Origin of the sequence: Pseudomonas sp. SIMBA_068 (assembly GCF_046534705.1) — a bacterium.
In the GTDB taxonomy this organism is placed as follows: Bacteria; Pseudomonadota; Gammaproteobacteria; order Pseudomonadales; family Pseudomonadaceae; genus Aquipseudomonas; species Aquipseudomonas putida.
The window spans coordinates 292,586-308,992 of the sequence record NZ_JAWRYI010000003.1 but is presented as its reverse complement, the minus strand read 5'-3'; the positions used below and the strand labels follow the sequence as shown (position 1 = coordinate 308,992).

The 16,407-nt window shown below is 62.9% G+C and carries 15 protein-coding genes; 13 read left to right on the top strand and 2 right to left on the bottom strand.

What is annotated here, in order from left to right; translation table 11 throughout:
• The first annotated feature begins 48 nt into the window (after positions 1 to 48).
• The 5 genes from SB756_RS10485 (at position 49) to SB756_RS10465 (ending at position 5,645) form a co-directional block, all read left to right on the top strand.
• Entirely contained in the window at positions 49 to 1,659 is a 1,611-nt protein-coding gene (locus SB756_RS10485) for an ABC transporter substrate-binding protein (protein WP_410910796.1), read from the top strand.
• Positions 1,660 to 1,750: 91 nt separating this feature from the next.
• Positions 1,751 to 2,761 (top strand): ABC transporter permease subunit, encoded by a 1,011-nt coding sequence (locus SB756_RS10480; RefSeq protein WP_016485006.1) that lies wholly within the window; start codon positions 1,751 to 1,753, stop codon positions 2,759 to 2,761.
• Between the two features lie 10 nt (positions 2,762 to 2,771).
• Positions 2,772 to 3,698 (top strand): ABC transporter permease subunit, encoded by a 927-nt coding sequence (locus tag SB756_RS10475; protein WP_016485005.1) that lies wholly within the window; start codon positions 2,772 to 2,774, stop codon positions 3,696 to 3,698.
• Between the two features lie 10 nt (positions 3,699 to 3,708).
• The gene (locus SB756_RS10470) at positions 3,709 to 4,677 is read left to right on the top strand and encodes an ABC transporter ATP-binding protein (RefSeq protein ID WP_016501365.1); all 969 of its coding nucleotides are present in this window, start codon (positions 3,709 to 3,711) and stop codon (positions 4,675 to 4,677) included.
• Positions 4,677 to 5,645 (top strand): peptide ABC transporter ATP-binding protein, encoded by a 969-nt coding sequence (locus tag SB756_RS10465; RefSeq protein ID WP_341797635.1) that lies wholly within the window; start codon positions 4,677 to 4,679, stop codon positions 5,643 to 5,645. Before SB756_RS10470 ends, SB756_RS10465 begins: the two co-directional genes overlap by 1 nt.
• A gap of 223 nt (positions 5,646 to 5,868) precedes the next feature.
• Here SB756_RS10465 and SB756_RS10460 read toward each other — a convergent pair whose 3' ends face one another.
• On the bottom strand, positions 5,869 to 6,768 hold the full coding sequence (locus SB756_RS10460) for a hypothetical protein (RefSeq protein ID WP_132844027.1): 900 nt from the start codon (positions 6,766 to 6,768) through the stop codon (positions 5,869 to 5,871).
• 211 nt (positions 6,769 to 6,979) lie between these two features.
• On the opposite strand from SB756_RS10460, the gene SB756_RS10455 reads away from it, so the two are divergent.
• The 4 genes from SB756_RS10455 to SB756_RS10440 all read left to right on the top strand — a co-directional run bounded on the left by SB756_RS10455 (position 6,980) and on the right by SB756_RS10440 (position 10,758).
• A complete protein-coding gene (locus SB756_RS10455; protein ID WP_410910795.1) occupies positions 6,980 to 7,780 on the top strand; it encodes a helix-turn-helix domain-containing protein in 801 nt (266 codons plus the stop codon).
• A 64-nt stretch (positions 7,781 to 7,844) separates the two neighbouring features.
• Positions 7,845 to 9,251, top strand: a complete 1,407-nt coding sequence (locus SB756_RS10450) for an NAD(P)/FAD-dependent oxidoreductase (protein ID WP_410910794.1) — start codon at positions 7,845 to 7,847, stop codon at positions 9,249 to 9,251.
• 33 nt (positions 9,252 to 9,284) lie between these two features.
• The gene (locus SB756_RS10445; protein ID WP_341797631.1) at positions 9,285 to 9,626 is read left to right on the top strand and encodes a cupin domain-containing protein; all 342 of its coding nucleotides are present in this window, start codon (positions 9,285 to 9,287) and stop codon (positions 9,624 to 9,626) included.
• Between the two features lie 52 nt (positions 9,627 to 9,678).
• On the top strand, positions 9,679 to 10,758 hold the full coding sequence (locus SB756_RS10440; RefSeq protein ID WP_016501371.1) for a polyamine ABC transporter substrate-binding protein: 1,080 nt from the start codon (positions 9,679 to 9,681) through the stop codon (positions 10,756 to 10,758).
• A 34-nt stretch (positions 10,759 to 10,792) separates the two neighbouring features.
• On the opposite strand, the gene SB756_RS10435 is transcribed toward SB756_RS10440, so the two are convergent.
• Positions 10,793 to 12,376, bottom strand: a complete 1,584-nt coding sequence (locus tag SB756_RS10435) for a peptide chain release factor 3 (protein ID WP_016501372.1) — start codon at positions 12,374 to 12,376, stop codon at positions 10,793 to 10,795.
• A 557-nt stretch (positions 12,377 to 12,933) separates the two neighbouring features.
• Here SB756_RS10435 and SB756_RS10430 point away from each other — a divergent pair.
• From SB756_RS10430 to SB756_RS10415, 4 genes are read left to right on the top strand one after another with little or no spacing between them, the layout of a single operon-like run.
• The gene (locus SB756_RS10430; RefSeq protein WP_016501375.1) at positions 12,934 to 13,647 is read left to right on the top strand and encodes an ABC transporter permease; all 714 of its coding nucleotides are present in this window, start codon (positions 12,934 to 12,936) and stop codon (positions 13,645 to 13,647) included.
• A 13-nt stretch (positions 13,648 to 13,660) separates the two neighbouring features.
• The gene (locus SB756_RS10425) at positions 13,661 to 14,575 is read left to right on the top strand and encodes a glycine betaine ABC transporter substrate-binding protein (RefSeq protein ID WP_410910793.1); all 915 of its coding nucleotides are present in this window, start codon (positions 13,661 to 13,663) and stop codon (positions 14,573 to 14,575) included.
• Positions 14,572 to 15,225: an ABC transporter permease gene (locus tag SB756_RS10420; protein WP_016501377.1), complete on the top strand. Its 654-nt coding sequence runs from the start codon at positions 14,572 to 14,574 to the stop codon at positions 15,223 to 15,225. Before SB756_RS10425 ends, SB756_RS10420 begins: the two co-directional genes overlap by 4 nt.
• A complete protein-coding gene (locus SB756_RS10415; protein ID WP_341797629.1) occupies positions 15,222 to 16,379 on the top strand; it encodes an ABC transporter ATP-binding protein in 1,158 nt (385 codons plus the stop codon). Before SB756_RS10420 ends, SB756_RS10415 begins: the two co-directional genes overlap by 4 nt.
• Positions 16,380 to 16,407 lie beyond the last annotated feature (28 nt).

The following is a 16,407-nucleotide window of genomic DNA, read 5'->3' as shown; positions in this document are numbered from 1 at the left end:
CGTGGCGGCTACGCTGGAATCAATGCAAAAGCAGGGAGTCTTCAACCCATGCAGAGAGCTTTCATCAAATCGCTACCGCTACGCCTGGCCCTGGCCGCGCTGGTGCTGGGCAGCGCCGCGCAGCTTGCAGCCAAACCGCTGGTGGTGTGTACCGAGGCCAGCCCGGAAGGATTCGACGTTGTCCAGTACACCACCGCCGTCACCTTTGATGCTTCGGCCGAGACGCTCTTCAACCGCCTGGTCGACTTCAAGCCCGGCACCACTGACATCCAGCCAGCCCTGGCCGAGCGCTGGGATATCTCGCCAGACGGCCTGACCTACACCTTCCATCTGCGCCAAGGGGTGAAGTTTCACACCACCGACTACTTCAAGCCAACCCGCGACTTCAACGCCGACGACGTGTTGTGGAGCCTCAACCGCCAACTGGATCCGAACCATCCGTGGCACGACAAGACCAGTGTCGGTTACCCGTATTTTGAAAGCATGGCCTTCAAAGAGCTGCTCAAGTCGGTGAAGAAGGCCGACGAGCGCACCGTGGTGATCACCCTGGCCCGCCCGGAAGCGCCCTTCCTGCATGACATGGCCATGGGTTTCACCTCGATCTACTCCGCCGAGTACGGCGACCAGTTACTCAAGGCTGGTAAAACCGCTGAGCTGAACAGCAAGCCGATCGGCACCGGCGCGTTCATTTTCCAGCGCTACAACAAGGACGCGCAGGTGCGCTTCAAACCCAACCCGGACTACTTCCGCGGTAAACCGCCGGCCGACGCCCTGGTGTTCGCCATTACCTCCGACAGCAACGTGCGCCTGCAAAAGCTGCGCGCCAATGAATGCCAGGTCGCCCTGTATCCCAAGCCGGATGACGTGCCATCGATCAAGACCGACCCAAAGCTCAAGGTCGCCGAAATCGAAGCCCTGGTCACCGGCTACATCGCCATGAATACCGAGCACAAATACCTCAGCGATGTACGCGTGCGCAAAGCCATCAATATGGCTTTCGACCGCCAGACCCATGTTGACCAGCTGTTTGGCAAAGGCAACGCGCTGGTGGGTGTGAACCCCTACCCGCCGACCATGCCTGGCTACAACACTGCAAACCAGAACCCGCCCCGTGACCTCGCAAGAGCACGCGCCCTGCTCAAGGAAGCTGGCGTGCCGGACGGCACGGTGATGACGCTATTCACCCGCAACGGCGGCGGTATGACCAATCCCAACCCTCGCTTATCTGCCGAAATGCTGCAGGCCGACCTGAAACAGATCGGCCTGAAGCTGGATATCCGCGTGATGGAGTGGGCCGAAATGCTGCGCCGCGCCAAGAAGGGCGAAGCCGACATGGTGTCCACCGGCTGGGCGGGCGACAACGGCGATCCAGACAACTTCCTCACCCCACTGCTTAGCTGCGACGCGGCCAAGACCGGCGAGAACTATGCCCGCTGGTGCAACTCGAAATTCCAGGAACTGATCACCCGTGCCCGCGAGGTGGTCGACAACGAGGAGCGTGCAAGGCTCTATAGCGAGGCATTGAAGGTGTACGATGACGACCAACCCTGGATCAGCATGGCCCATCCAAAGATGTTCACCGCCATGCGTGACAACGTGGAGGGCTACGTGATCAGCCCTCTGACCAACAATAACTTCGCCACCACCAAGGTGAAGTAGAACAACAACGACCGCCGGCAACCCATACGGGAACCGGCGGCACTGCCGTAGCGGGCTGATCGCCCCACGGCCTGATGAGGTAACCCCGACAATGTTGAGTTTTATTGCCCGGCGCCTTGGCCTGTTGATACCGACCTTTTTCGGCATCACCTTGCTCACCTTCGCGCTCATACGCCTGATCCCCGGGGACCCGGTGGAAGTGATGATGGGCGAGCGCAGGGTCGACCCCGAAATGCACGCCCAGGCCATGGAACGCCTGGGCCTTAACAAGCCGCTGCCGGTCCAGTACCTGGACTACGTCGGCAAGCTCGCCCAGGGTGACCTCGGGGAATCGCTGCGCACCCGCGAAAGCGTGTGGACCGAATTCCTCACGCTGTTCCCGGCCACCCTCGAACTGGCCTTCGCTGCCCTGCTGTTCGCCGGCATCGTCGGCCTGCTGGCCGGGGTGATTGCCGCGCTCAAGCGCGGCTCACTGTTCGACCACGGGGTGATGGGCATATCCCTGGCCGGCTACTCGATGCCGATCTTCTGGTGGGGCCTGATCCTGATCATGTTCTTCTCGGTAAGCCTGGGCTGGACCCCGGTGTCCGGGCGTATCGACCTGCTTTACGACATCGAGCCGAAGACCGGCTTCATGCTCATCGATACCCTGCTCAGCGACGAAGAAGGCGCGTTCAAGGACGCGGTGATGCACCTGATTTTGCCGGCCATCGTGCTCGGCACCATCCCGCTGGCGGTAATCGCCCGCATGACCCGTTCGTCGATGCTTGAAGTGTTGCGCGAAGACTACATCCGCACCGCTCGCGCCAAGGGCCTTTCGCCCGCCCGGGTGGTGTTCGTGCATGGTCTGCGCAATGCCCTGATTCCGGTGCTCACGGTGTTCGGCCTGCAGGTCGGCACACTACTGGCCGGTGCAGTGCTGACCGAAACCATCTTTTCCTGGCCGGGCATCGGCAAGTGGCTGATCGAAGCCATCGGTGCCCGTGACTACCCCGTGGTCCAGAACGGCATCCTGTTGATTGCCTGCCTGGTGATCCTGGTCAACTTCGTCGTGGACATCCTCTACGGCCTGGCCAACCCACGCATCCGTCATCAGCGCTGAGGCCTTTGCCATGACTAGCCCGATTGCAAAATCCGTGTCGCCGGCCAGCCCGGTGGACCAGAGCCTGCTCTACCCCTCGCCGTACAAAGAATTCTGGCAAGCCTTCGCGCGCAACAAAGGCGCGGTAATGGGCCTGGCCTTCATGTGCCTGGTGGTGTTCTGCGCACTGTTCGCGCCATGGGTTGCCCCCCATGACCCGAGCGAGCAGTACCGCGACTTCCTGCTGACCCCGCCGGTATGGCTCGAAGGCGGCACCTGGCAGTTCATCCTCGGCACCGACGAACTGGGCCGCGACCTGCTTTCGCGCTTGATCCAGGGGGCGCGGCTGTCGCTGCTGATCGGCCTGTCGTCGGTGGTGATGTCGCTGATCCCGGGCATCCTGCTGGGCCTGCTGGCAGGCTTCTTCCCGCACATCCTCGGCCCGTCGATCATGCGCCTGATGGACGTGATGCTGGCCCTGCCCTCCCTGCTGCTGGCCGTGGCCATCGTTGCCATCCTCGGCCCAGGGCTGATCAATACGGTGATCGCCATCGCCATCGTCTCCCTGCCCTCCTACGTGCGCCTTACCCGGGCTGCGGTGATGGTCGAGCTGAACCGCGACTACGTCACCGCCGCACGCCTGGCAGGTGCCGGGCTGCCACGGCTGATGTTCGTCACCGTGCTGCCCAACTGCATGGCGCCGCTGATCGTGCAGGCCACCCTCAGCTTCTCCTCGGCGATCCTCGACGCTGCCGCCCTGGGCTTCCTCGGCCTGGGCGTGCAACCGCCGACCCCGGAGTGGGGCACCATGCTGGCTTCGGCCCGTGACTACATCGAGCGTGCTTGGTGGGTGGTGAGCCTGCCCGGCCTGACCATTCTGCTCAGTGTGCTGGCAATCAACCTGATGGGCGACGGCCTGCGCGATGCGCTGGACCCGAAACTCAAGAACGCCGCCTGAGGAGAACGCCATGTCACTGTTGCAAATCAAAAACCTGAACGTGCGCTTCGGCGATGCCAATGCGGTACCCGTGGTCGATGGCCTGGACCTGTCGGTGGACGCCGGGGAAATCCTGGCCATCGTCGGCGAATCCGGCTCGGGCAAATCCGTGACCATGATGGCCTTGATGGGCCTGATCGACGCCCCCGGGCGCATCACCGCCGACACCCTCAGCTTCGACGGCACCGACATGCTCAAGCTCAGCGGCCGCCAGCGGCGCAAGGTGGTGGGCAAGGACATCGCCATGGTCTTCCAGGACCCGATGACCGCGCTCAACCCCAGCTATACCGTGGGCTACCAGATCGAAGAAGTGCTGCGCCAGCACCTGGGCCTGAAGGGCAAGGCCGCGCGCCAGCGTGCCCTTGAACTGTTGAAAAAGGTCGAGATCCCGGCAGCGGAAAGCCGCCTGGACGCCTACCCGCACCAGCTGTCTGGCGGCATGAGCCAGCGCGTGGCGATTGCCATGGCCATTGCCGGCGAGCCCAAGCTGCTGATCGCAGACGAGCCGACCACCGCGCTGGACGTGACCATCCAGGCGCAGATCATGGAGCTGCTGGTCAACCTGCAGAAGGAGCGCAACATGGCGCTCATCCTGATCACCCACGACCTTGCCGTGGTCGCCGAAACGGCCAGGCGGGTATGCGTGATGTACGCAGGCGAAGCCGTCGAAGTGGGCCAGGTGCCGACGCTGTTCGACGTGCCCGCCCACCCTTACAGCGAAGCCTTGCTGGCGGCGATCCCCGAGCACAGCATCGGCGCCGAGCGCCTGGCCACCCTGCCCGGCATCGTCCCCGGCCGCTACGACCGCCCGGTCGGCTGCCTGTTGTCGCCGCGCTGCCCCTACGTGCAGGACAACTGCCGGCGCCAGCGCCCGCCTCTCGATCCTCAGGCCCACAGCCTGGTGCGTTGCTTCTATCCGCTGAACCAGGAGGTGGCGTGATGGCCGTCGTTCTATCTGCCCGGGACCTCACCCGGCATTACGAAGTCTCCCGCGGGCTGTTCAAAGGCCACGCCCTGGTCCGCGCACTGAATGGCGTGTCGTTCGAACTGGAAGCCGGCAAGACCTTGGCGGTGGTCGGCGAGTCCGGCTGCGGCAAGTCGACCCTGGCCCGTGCCCTGACCCTCATCGAAGAACCGTCGTCCGGTTCGCTGCAAATCGCCGGTACCGAGGTGACAGGCGCCAGCAAGGCGCAGCGCAAGCAACTGCGCCGCGATGTGCAAATGGTGTTCCAGAGCCCTTACGCCTCGCTTAACCCACGGCAGAAAATTGGTGACCAGCTGGCCGAGCCACTGCTGATCAACACCTCGCTGAGCAAGGCCGAGCGGCGCGAGAAAGTGCAAAAAATGATGGAGCAGGTGGGCCTGCGCCCGGAACACTACCAGCGCTACCCGCACATGTTCTCCGGGGGCCAGCGCCAGCGCATTGCCCTGGCACGGGCGATGATGCTGCAACCCAAAGTGCTGGTGGCGGACGAGCCGACCTCGGCGCTGGACGTGTCGATCCAGGCGCAGGTGCTGAACCTGTTCATGGACTTGCAGAAGGAGTTCGACACCGCCTACGTGTTCATCTCGCACAACCTGGCGGTGGTGCGACATGTGGCCGATCACGTGCTGGTGATGTACCTGGGGCGCCCGGTGGAAATGGGGGCCAAGGATGATATCTACGAGAAACCGCTGCATCCCTACACCCAGGCGCTGCTGTCGGCGACACCAGCCATTCATCCCGACCCGCTGAAGCCGAAGATCCGCATTGTCGGGGAGCTGCCCAACCCGCTGAATCCACCGGATGGGTGCGCGTTTCACAAGCGTTGCCCGTATGCGACCGAGCGGTGTGCCAAGGAGGTGCCGGCGTTACGGCAGGTGAGTAGCCGGCAGGTGGCTTGCCACTATGCCGAGCAGTTCCTGTAGATGACCGGGGGCGCTTTGCGCCCCATCCGCAGCACAAGGCTGCTCCTGCAAGGGATCGCGATAACAGGGGATATCGCGGTCGCCTGTAGGAGCAGCCTTGTGCTGCGAAAGGGCCGCAAACCGGCCCTCTCGGTCAATGCATGAAAATGGCGATGAGGATGATGACCGGGATCGGTACACCAAGCATCCAGAGCAGTATCGAGCGCATGTCGGTTCTCCTTGCTTAACGTTGAATGGTGCGATGTGCGACGTACTCACCTTCCAGCCACTGCACCTGGTCACGACGGCGACCACCGTAAAGCGCTGCAAGGCTGGCGAAGAAGGCGCCACACAGCAGCGCGACGAAGGTCCACAATGCTGTCCAGGCCGCTACTTTGGCGGCGGTATCAGCGGCTTGCTTGGCCTGCACTTTCAACTGTTGCACCTGGGCCATCACCTGATCGACACGGGCTTCGGCCTCGGCTTGGGTCAGACGGGTGCGCTGGGCCACCAGCTGCGCCAGGTAGGTGCGGTCCTCGGCAGGTAGCGCACCATCGCTGGCAATGCCTTTGGCCAGGATGCGTGCGGCTACGCCGTTTGCTGCATCGTCGCTCACGGGTGCAGGGCCATCGCCACGGAACAGGCTATCGACGAAATAGCCCATCGAATCGTTGTTGTCACCGGACGCCGCCGCACCACCGGCAGCCGCCGATACTGTGGCCGCCTGCGAAGCCGCGCTGGCACCAGCGCCCACCAGGTTGCCCGCAGCGCCCAGCACCAGCATGGCCGTAACCAGGGTAGCTACAGCCCAGGACAGGAAGCCATGCGCGGTGTCGCGGAAATACACTTCATCGCCATGCAAGTTGGCCCATTTCACCCGCAACCGACCGGCAATGTAGCCGCCCAGGCCCGAAGCGATGATCTGCGTCAGCAGCAGCCATACGATGGTGGAAATGCCCAGGGCCTTGGCACTGGCCCCCTCGTCTGCCCAAGGGGAAGTAGCTGCGAAGCCAAGCCCTGCACCAAGGACCACCAGGATCAGGGACAAGGCAGCTGCGGTAGCGGCGCCAGCGAAAATCGCAGCCCAGGAAACACCTGAGCGGCTTTGTGAATCGACAGCGGGATAGTCGGCAGGGGTGATCATGATGTTTTCGCCTTAAGTGGTTAGCGACAAGTCCATTCGCGCAGTAACCACTGCAGCGGCTGTGCCATTTGCGACAAAAAATTACACGCTTATAAAACAATGAGTTAGAAATAGCGGCTCGTTCATAATCGTGCAAATTGCGCGACTTGGCGCTGTGCATCAGGTGTTCTGCATTCTTGTAGCAAGCTTTGCGGCGAGGCATCATTCACCTATGACGCTCCCTGATGGCCCTGCCCAGACCCCGATTACCGCCGACACGGTGCTGCACTACCACCTGTGCTGGAAGCATCGCGACCTCGACGGCGTCATTGCGCTGTACCACCCCGACATCCAGTACCACGACTTCTTCCAGAACCGCGTGCTTGGCTACGTTGAGTTGCGCGACTACGTGCGCGCCTGCCTGCCCCATGAAGCCGGCGAAGATATCGTTCACAGCGACCGCATCCGCGTCGATGGCTGCACCGCGTTCATCCAGTACCAGGTCACCGTCCAGGGCGGTGACGGCCTGGTGGCGTTCCAGTCCAGCGAGGCGATCACCGTCAAGGACGGGCTGATCTGGCGGGTCAACGAATACGCCACGCTGGTTCGCCAGAACGGCAGCGGGCACGGCCGCAGCGGCCCGCGCCCGGCCACCAGCCGCCTGGGCCTGTCGCCGCGGCAGCTGTCGACCATGGCCCAGGACCTGGAGCACTACTTCCAGCGCCAGCGCCCCTACCTGGACCCGGAGCTGGACCTGCAGCAGGTGGCCGACGCCAGCGGCTACAGCCGCAACCAGATTTCCTACCTGCTGAACCAGGTGCTCGGGCAAAGCTTCTACCGCTACGTCAACCAGGCCCGCCTGCAGCACCTGATGGCCAGCCTCGACGACGACAGCGTCGAGGCGACGATCGACGAGCTGGCGTTCAGCGCCGGTTTCAACTCGCTGTCGGCGTTCTACAAGTGCTTCCGCGAGCACACCGGGCTCACGCCCAAGGCCTACCTCAAGCAAATTTCTCTGCGTGCACGCACGTAAGACAGCCACTGGCTGACAGCACTAGGATCGCCCACAGACCTTGACCGATGTGGAGCCGAACCCGATGCAACCCCTGCGCACGCTCAGCCTGTGGATGGACCAGCTCGAAGAGCCATTGTGCGCCCGCCCGGCCCTGCACGAAGACCTGGCAGTGGATGTGTGCATCATCGGTGCCGGCTACACCGGCCTGTGGACCGCCTACTACCTCAAGCGCCAGGCGCCACAACTGAGCATCGCCGTGATCGACGCCAACATCGCCGGCTTCGGCGCGTCCGGGCGCAATGGCGGCTGGCTGATGGGCAACCTGCTGGGCGAAGACCGCCTGCTCGCCACCCTGTCGCCACAACAGCGCCGCGCCAGCATCGACCTGCTGCACGGCATTCCCGATGAAGTGCAGGGTGTGTTGCAACGCGAAGGCATCGACTGCGACTACCGCAAGGGCGGCGTGCTGTACTGCGCCGCGCGCTACCCGGAGCAAGAACGCAGCCTGCGTGCCTACCTCGATGACTTGTATCGCCAAGGCATGACCGAGGACGACTACCGCTGGCTACGCCCCGAGCAACTGGAAAACCAGCTGCGGGTCAGTAATGCATTTGGTGCCATCTACAGCCCGCACACAGCGACCATCCAGCCGGCCAAGCTGGTGCGTGGCCTGGCGCGGGCCGTGGAAGCGCTAGGGGTGCCAATCTACGAAAACGCCCCGGCCATCGACTGGCAACCCGGCGAGGTGCGCACCCCGCTGGCGCGGATTCGCTGCCAGTGGATGGTGCCGGCCGTCGAAGGCTACGCCGCCAGCCTGCCGCCGCTGGGCAAGCACCAGTTACCAGTACAGAGTTTGCTGATAGCCACCGAACCGCTGCCGGAATCGACCTGGGAGCAGATCGGCCTGAGCCAGGGCCAAGCCTTCAGCGAGAGCAGCCGCCAGGTCACCTATGGCCAGCGCACTGCCGACAACCGCCTGGTATTCGGCGCACGCGGTGGTTATCGCTTCGGTGGCCGCCTGCGCGAAAACTTCAACCTCCAAGAGCACGAAATCGAACTGCGCCGCTACCTGTTCAGCGAGCTGTTCCCGCAGCTCAAGCATGTGCGCATCACCCACTCCTGGGGCGGCAACCTGGGCATGGCGCGGCGCTTCCGCCCGCACATGCTCTGCGACCGTCAGCGCGGCATTGCCCTGGCCGGTGGCTACGGTGGCGAAGGCGTCGGTGCCACCAACCTGGGCGGACGCACCCTGGCGGCGCTAATCCTTGACCAGCACAACGAACTGACTGCGCAACCTTGGGTACTGGACAACCGCCCGGTATCGAGTCTGGCCAGCTGGCCGCCAGAGCCCTGCCGCTGGCTGGGCTACAACGCGATCATCCAAAGCTTCGTCCACGAGGACCGGACCCTCGCCAACCCCGCCAGCGCGCCGTGGAGGCGGCGCCTGGCCAGCTCGCTTGCGGACTTCATGGAAGGCTTCATGCACTGACTTCCCTTATCAACTGCACAGGATCCACCGGTCATGAGCATTACCCAGTTCAAGAACACCGACAGCGCTGTGCTCGACAGCTCCAACCCGGTCGCAGTGCCGCTTGGCGAACCCGTGGCGGTGACATCTGTCACCTGCGTGGAACGCAGTGATGGCGTCGAAACCGGCATCTGGGAGTGCACCCCGGGGCGCTGGCGGCGGCAGATCGTGCAACAGGAGTTCTGCCATTTCATCAAGGGCCGCTGCACCTTCACCCCCGACGGTGGCGAGCCCCTGGTTATAGAAGCCGGAGACGCATTGATGCTACCGGCCAACAGCACCGGCATCTGGGACATCCAGGAGACCGTGCGCAAGACCTACGTACTCATTTTCTGATCCGCTGATCGCCTGCCTTCGATAACAACAGACAAAGCAAGGTAAACCCGACATGCGCACGCTCCTTCTCGCTCCCCTGATGCTGGCCGCCAGTGTGGCCGGCGCCGCCGAAACGGTGAAAATCTACAACTGGTCCAGCTACGTCGCCCCCGACACGCTGAAGAACTTCCAGCAAGCCAGCGGCATCGTGCCCACCTACGACGTGTACGACAGCAACGAAACCCTCGACGGCAAGCTGATGACCGGCAACTCCGGCTACGATGTGGTGTTCCCTTCCAACCACTTCATGGCCCGGCAGATCCAGGGCAAGGCCCTGAAGAAGCTGGACAAGTCGCAGCTGCCCAACTGGCAAAACCTCAACCCGGTGCTGCTCAAGGCACTGGAGGTGAACGACCCGGGCAACCAGTACGGCTTCCCGTACCTGTGGGGCAGTACCGGCATCGGCTACAACATCGACAAGGTCAAGGCGGTGCTCGGCGACAACGCGCCGGTGGACTCGTGGGACCTGATCTTCAAGCCCGAGTACATGAGCAAGCTGAAAAGCTGTGGCGTCGCCGTACTGGACAACGGCCCCGAACTGCTGCCGATTGCCCTGCACTACCTGGGCCTGCCGCACCACAGCCAGAACCCGGCGGACTACGACAAGGCCAAGGCGCTGTTGATGCAGGTGCGGCCTTACATCAGCTACTTCCATTCATCGAAGTACACCGGCGACCTGGCCAATGGCGATATCTGTGTGGTGGTGGGCTTCTCGGGGGATGTGCTGCAAGCGAAAAACCGTGCCGAAGAAGCGAAGAACGGGGTGAAGGTGGGCTATTCGATACCCAAGGAAGGCGCGCCCATGTGGTTTGACATGGTGGCCATGCCGGCCGATGCTCCGGACGAAAAAGCCGGGTATGCCTACATGAACTACCTGCTGCAGCCAGAGGTGATGGCCAACATCAGCAACCATGTGCAATACGCTAACGGCAACCTGAAAGCGGACGGGCTGGTGGAGCCGGCCATGAAGGGCAATACGATGATTTACCCGAGCGAAGACATGATGGGTAAATTGTATGCGCTGGAAGCGATGCCGGCGAAGATCGACCGCATTCGCACCCGGATCTGGACCAGTATCAAAGCCGGAAATTGAAATGGGGCCGCCTAGCGGCCCCCGATTTCAGGCCTTAATGGTGTTCGCGGGTCGCGCGGAACTTGACGTCCGGCCAGCGCTCTTCCATCAGTGCCAGGTTGACCCGGGTCGGCGCCAGGTAGGTCAGGTGCCCGCCACCGTCGATGGCCAGGTTCTCCATGGCCTTGGTCTGGAATTCCTCGAGCTTCTTCTTGTCATCGCAGCTGATCCAGCGCGCCGACCACACGGTGATTGGCTCGTAGGCGCATTCGACCTTGTACTCTTCCTTCAGGCGGCTGGCGACCACATCGAACTGCAGCACACCGACCGCCCCGAGGATGATGTCGTTGCTGCGCTCCGGGAAGAACACCTGGGTTGCACCCTCTTCGGCCAGCTGCTGCAGGCCCTGGCGCAGCTGCTTGGACTTGAGCGGGTCCTTCAGGCGCACGCGGCGGAACAGCTCCGGGGCGAAGTGCGGAATACCCGTGAAGCCCAGCGCCTCACCTTCGGTGAAGGTGTCGCCAATCTGGATGGTGCCGTGGTTGTGCAGGCCGATGATGTCACCGGCAAAGGCCTCGTCCAGTTGCTCGCGCTCGGAGGAGAAGAAGGTCAGCGCGTCACCGATGCGCAGGTCCTTGCCGGTACGCACGTGGCGCATCTTCATGCCCTTCTCGTACTTGCCCGAGCAGATGCGCATGAAGGCGATACGATCGCGGTGTTTCGGGTCCATGTTCGCCTGGATCTTGAACACGAAGCCTGTGAACTTCTCTTCCACCGGCTCCACGGTACGCTCGTGGGCGACACGGGCCAGCGGGCGCGGCGCCCAGTCGACAACGGCATCGAGCACATGGTCGACACCGAAGTTGCCCAGCGCCGTACCGAAGAACACCGGGGTCAGTTGGCCATTGATGAACTCGTCCTGATCGAACTCGTGGCATGCGCCCTGTACCAGCTCAAGCTGTTCGAGGAAGCGATCATATTCGTCACCCAGGTGCGCGCGGGCTTCATCGGAGTCGAGCTTCTCGATGATCTTCACCTCGGTACGCTCATGGCCGTGGCCCGGGGTGTAGACGATGATGTAGTCACCTTGCAGGTGGTACACACCCTTGAAGTCACGGTAGCAGCCAATCGGCCAGGTGATCGGCGCAGCCTTGATCTTCAGAACGGCTTCGATCTCGTCGAGCAGTTCGATCGGGTCGCGGATGTCACGGTCGAGTTTGTTGATGAAGCTGACGATTGGCGTATCGCGCAGGCGGCACACGTCCATCAGGGCGATGGTACGCGGCTCTACACCTTTACCGCCGTCGAGCACCATCAGCGCCGAGTCCACCGCGGTCAGGGTGCGGTAGGTGTCTTCCGAGAAGTCTTCGTGGCCGGGGGTGTCGAGCAGGTTGATCATGTGCTCGCGGTACGGGAACTGCATCACCGAGGTGGTGATGGAGATGCCGCGCTGCTTCTCCATTTCCATCCAGTCGGAGGTGGCGTGGCGGTCGGACTTGCGCGACTTCACGGTACCGGCGACGGCAATGGCCTTGCCCATCAGCAGCAGCTTCTCGGTGATGGTGGTCTTACCGGCGTCGGGGTGGGAAATGATTGCGAAAGTGCGGCGCTTCGCGACTTCGGCGGCCTGGTTGGTCATGGGAAATCGCCTGACTGGGGGATTCAAAAAGGGGCGATATCATACCTGAAGTTGGGCTGGGACCAAAATCTGCTGAACCAGCGGCACTTGTTCCAGCCTCTTCGCGGGTGAACCCGCTCCCACAATGACTGCGCTGTTTTCAAGCCTTGAGCAGTACCTGTGGGAGCTGGCTTGCCGGCGACAGGGCCAGCCCGACAGCAAAAAATCATCAGGCAATCGCTTTATCACGACAAATGGCCAAAGCGCAGTTATTTCAACGCCTGCAGCGCATTACGCTGCTGTTTTTTCTCGCCAAAATTCCTGAGACCCAGTGATTAACGCTGGCCAAATGCCGCCTCAGATGGGAACCTTTGCGCCCACGGAGACGTCCATTCCCCTGCAACCCGCTTCGGTTGGGGACTGGTTTCATCAGCATTTTCGGGCCCGACGGGGTTCGGCTCATGGCCTGATCGCAGCCTTCGGCGTGCGTCACGCTGCTACTCGCGAACACACCAACCGCCGCCAGGACTGGCCGGCAAAAAAGAAGTGTGCTCGCCGACAACACAAGGAGTCCGCCTGTGGCTAAACGCTACGGAAAAGGGCTGTTGGGATGCGCCACCGTGCTCGTCATCCTGGCCCTGCTGGTCCACTGGATCGGCATCGACACGATCGCGCGTTACCGCGACGATCTTGGGTTCTACCTGCAAGCGCACCTGGTTCTGGTGCTGGCTTCGATGGCGGCGGCGTTGGCCGTGGGCATCCCGGCTGGCATTGCCCTCAGTCGACCGCACCGGGTCGACAAAGCCGAGCGCTTCATGCAGTTTTTCAACGTTGGCAACACCATTCCTCCCCTGGCCGTTCTGGCCATCGCGCTCAGTATCCTGGGCATCGGCGCCGGGCCTGCGATCTTCGCGCTGTTCCTCGCCTCCCTCCTGCCCATCGTGCGCAACACCTACGAGGGCCTGAAAAATGTCCCCGCCTCGCTCAAGGAAGCCGCCACCGGCATCGGCATGACCCCGCGCCAGCAGCTCTGGCAGGTGGAGCTACCGAATGCCGTGCCGATCATCGTCGGTGGTGTCCGTGTGGCCTTGGCATTGAACGTGGGCACCGCACCGCTGGCCTTCCTGATCGGCGCCAACAGCCTGGGTAGCCTGATCTTCCCCGGCATCGCCCTGAACAACCAGCCACAGCTGCTGCTGGGTGCCGCCTGCACCGCACTGCTGGCACTGGTGCTGGACGCGGCGGTGAGTTTCTCCAGCAAGCGCTGGCTGGAACGTGGCCTGGCCCAATAAGGATAGGGAACGTATGAACAAGAGAATCGCCTTGCTGCTGGGCGCGGCCCTGCTGTTCGCAGGATTTGCCCAGGCAGTGGAAAAACCGCTGGTGCGCATCGGCGCGCGGGTGTTCACCGAGCAGACCGTGCTCGCCGAAATCACTGCGCAATACCTGCGCGCCAATGGCTTTGACGTGCGTGTCACCAGCGGCCTTGGCAGCAACATCGCGCGGCAGGCCCAGGAGACCGGCCAGCTCGACCTGATGTGGGAATACACCGGGGTTTCGCTGGTGTCGTACAACCACATCGACGAGCGCATGCCCAGTGCCGAAGCCACCTTCGCCAAGGTCAAGGAGCTGGATGCAAAGAAGGACCTGATCTGGCTGACCCCGTCGAAGTTCAGTAACACCTACGCGCTGGGCCTGCCCAAGCAAGTGGCCGAGGCCTACCCGCAGGTCAACACCATCAGTGACCTCAACCAGGTACTGCGTGACGAAAGCCAGCACAACCACCTGGTGGCGCTGGACACCGAGTTCGCCAACCGCCCCGACGGCCTCGTTGGCCTGCGCGAGATGTACGGCCTGCCGCTGGACCGGCGCAACATCCGCCAGATGGACGGTGGCCTGGTGTACACCGCCATGCGCAACAACCAGGTATTCGCCGGGCTGGTGTACACCACCGACGGCCGCCTGAGTGCGTTCAACCTCAAGCTGCTGGAAGACGACAAGCACTACTTCCCCGATTACACCGCAGCGCCCGTGGTGCGCAAAGCCGTGCTCGACGCAAACCCGCAACTGGCCGCACTGCTCAAGCCACTGGCCGAGCAGCTGGATGACGAAACCATGCGCCAGCTCAACGCCAAGGTCGACGTGGAGCACCAGAACCCGACTGCCGTGGCCGCCACCTTCCTGCGCGAGCACCCACTGAACAGCGAGGGCCAGCCATGAACCTGATCGATACCTTCAGCCACCTGGACTGGGCCCAGGTGCTGCAACTGACCTGGCAGCACATCATGCTGGTGGGCGTTGCGGTGAGCCTGGCCATTCTCGTCGGCGTGCCGCTGGGCATCCTCATGACCCGCTTCCCGGCCGTTGCCGGGCCGCTGCAAGCCAGCGCCACGGTGCTGCTGACCATCCCGTCGATTGCCCTGTTCGGCCTGCTGCTGCCGTTCTATTCCAAGTTCGGCCAGGGGCTGGGGCCATTGCCAGCGATCACTGCGGTGTTCCTCTATTCGCTGCTGCCGATCCTGCGCAACACCTACCTGGCCCTGACCAACGTAGAGCCCGGTATCCGTGAAGCTGCGCGCGGCATCGGCATGACCTTCGGCCAGCGCCTGCGCATGGTCGAGCTGCCCATCGCCGTGCCGGTGATCCTCGCCGGTGTGCGCACTGCCGTGGTCATGAACATCGGCGTCATGACCATTGCCGCCACCATCGGCGCCGGCGGCCTGGGCGTGCTCATTCTTACCTCCATCAGCCGCAGCGACATGTCGATGCTGCTGGTCGGTGCCGTACTGGTCAGCCTGCTGGCCATCATTGCCGACCTGCTGCTGCAAACCCTGCAACGTGCCCTGACTCCAGAAGGACTGCGCCCATGATCGAACTGAAGAACCTCAGCAAAACCTTCAACGTCAACGGCAAGGACGTCAAAGCCGTCGACGCGGTAAGCCTCACTGTCAACGAAGGGGAAATCTGTGTGTTCCTCGGCCCCTCGGGCTGCGGCAAGAGCACCACGCTGAAAATGATCAACCGGCTGATCACGCCTACTTCGGGCCAGGTGTTCATCAATGGCGAGGACACCACCGGGCTGGACGAAGTCACCCTGCGCCGCCATATCGGCTATGTGATACAGCAGATCGGCCTGTTCCCCAACATGACCATCGAAGAAAACATCACCGTGGTCCCGCGCCTGCTCGGCTGGGACAAGCAAAAGTGCCATGAACGCGCCCGCGAGCTGATGCACATGATCAAGCTCGAACCCAAGCAGTACCTGCAGCGCTACCCGCGCGAGCTGTCCGGTGGCCAGCAGCAGCGCATCGGCGTGATCCGCGCGCTTGCCGCCGACGCACCGGTATTGCTGATGGACGAGCCATTCGGCGCAGTCGACCCGATCAACCGCGAGATGATCCAGAACGAGTTCTTCGAGATGCAGCGGGCGCTGAACAAGACCGTGATCATGGTCAGCCACGACATCGACGAAGCGATCAAGCTGGGCGACAAGATTGCCATCTTCCGTGCCGGCAAACTGTTGCAGCTGGACCACCCGGACACGCTGCTGGCGCACCCGGCGGATGACTTTGTCAGCAACTTCGTTGGCCAGGACAGCACGCTCAAGCGCCTGCTGCTGGTGCGTGCCGAGGATGCAGCGGACAACGCGCCATCGGTGAGCCCGGAGACGCCCGTGAGCGATGCACTGGAGCTGCTGGATGAGCACGACCGCCGCTACGTGGTGGTGACCGATGCACAGAACAAGGCACTGGGCTATGTACGCCGACGTGACATGCACCGCCAGCAAGGGACGTGTGGCGACTTCCTGCGGCCGTTCAATGCCACGGCCTCGCACGATGAGCATTTGCGCATCCTGCTGTCGCGCATGTACGAGTTCAACCGGGCGTGGTTGCCGGTGCTGGACGCTGAGCAGGTGTTTTTGGGCGAGGTGACGCAGGAGTCGATTGCGGCGTACCTGAGCTCGGGCAGATCGCGCGGGGGCAAGACCAGCATTGTTTCGCCGGCTGACGCGGTGGTTTCCTAGAAAGCCGGGGGCGCTTCGCGCCCCAGCA

Coding starts and splice junctions, on each gene's coding strand:
- SB756_RS10485 (WP_410910796.1), top strand. CDS start 49: ATGCAGAGAGCTTTCATCAAATCGCTACCGCTACGCCTGGCCCTGGCC.
- SB756_RS10480 (WP_016485006.1), top strand. CDS start 1,751: ATGTTGAGTTTTATTGCCCGGCGCCTTGGCCTGTTGATACCGACCTTT.
- SB756_RS10475 (WP_016485005.1), top strand. CDS start 2,772: ATGACTAGCCCGATTGCAAAATCCGTGTCGCCGGCCAGCCCGGTGGAC.
- SB756_RS10470 (WP_016501365.1), top strand. CDS start 3,709: ATGTCACTGTTGCAAATCAAAAACCTGAACGTGCGCTTCGGCGATGCC.
- SB756_RS10465 (WP_341797635.1), top strand. CDS start 4,677: ATGGCCGTCGTTCTATCTGCCCGGGACCTCACCCGGCATTACGAAGTC.
- SB756_RS10460 (WP_132844027.1), bottom strand. CDS start 6,768: ATGATCACCCCTGCCGACTATCCCGCTGTCGATTCACAAAGCCGCTCA.
- SB756_RS10455 (WP_410910795.1), top strand. CDS start 6,980: ATGACGCTCCCTGATGGCCCTGCCCAGACCCCGATTACCGCCGACACG.
- SB756_RS10450 (WP_410910794.1), top strand. CDS start 7,845: ATGCAACCCCTGCGCACGCTCAGCCTGTGGATGGACCAGCTCGAAGAG.
- SB756_RS10445 (WP_341797631.1), top strand. CDS start 9,285: ATGAGCATTACCCAGTTCAAGAACACCGACAGCGCTGTGCTCGACAGC.
- SB756_RS10440 (WP_016501371.1), top strand. CDS start 9,679: ATGCGCACGCTCCTTCTCGCTCCCCTGATGCTGGCCGCCAGTGTGGCC.
- SB756_RS10435 (WP_016501372.1), bottom strand. CDS start 12,376: ATGACCAACCAGGCCGCCGAAGTCGCGAAGCGCCGCACTTTCGCAATC.
- SB756_RS10425 (WP_410910793.1), top strand. CDS start 13,661: ATGAACAAGAGAATCGCCTTGCTGCTGGGCGCGGCCCTGCTGTTCGCA.
- SB756_RS10420 (WP_016501377.1), top strand. CDS start 14,572: ATGAACCTGATCGATACCTTCAGCCACCTGGACTGGGCCCAGGTGCTG.
- SB756_RS10415 (WP_341797629.1), top strand. CDS start 15,222: ATGATCGAACTGAAGAACCTCAGCAAAACCTTCAACGTCAACGGCAAG.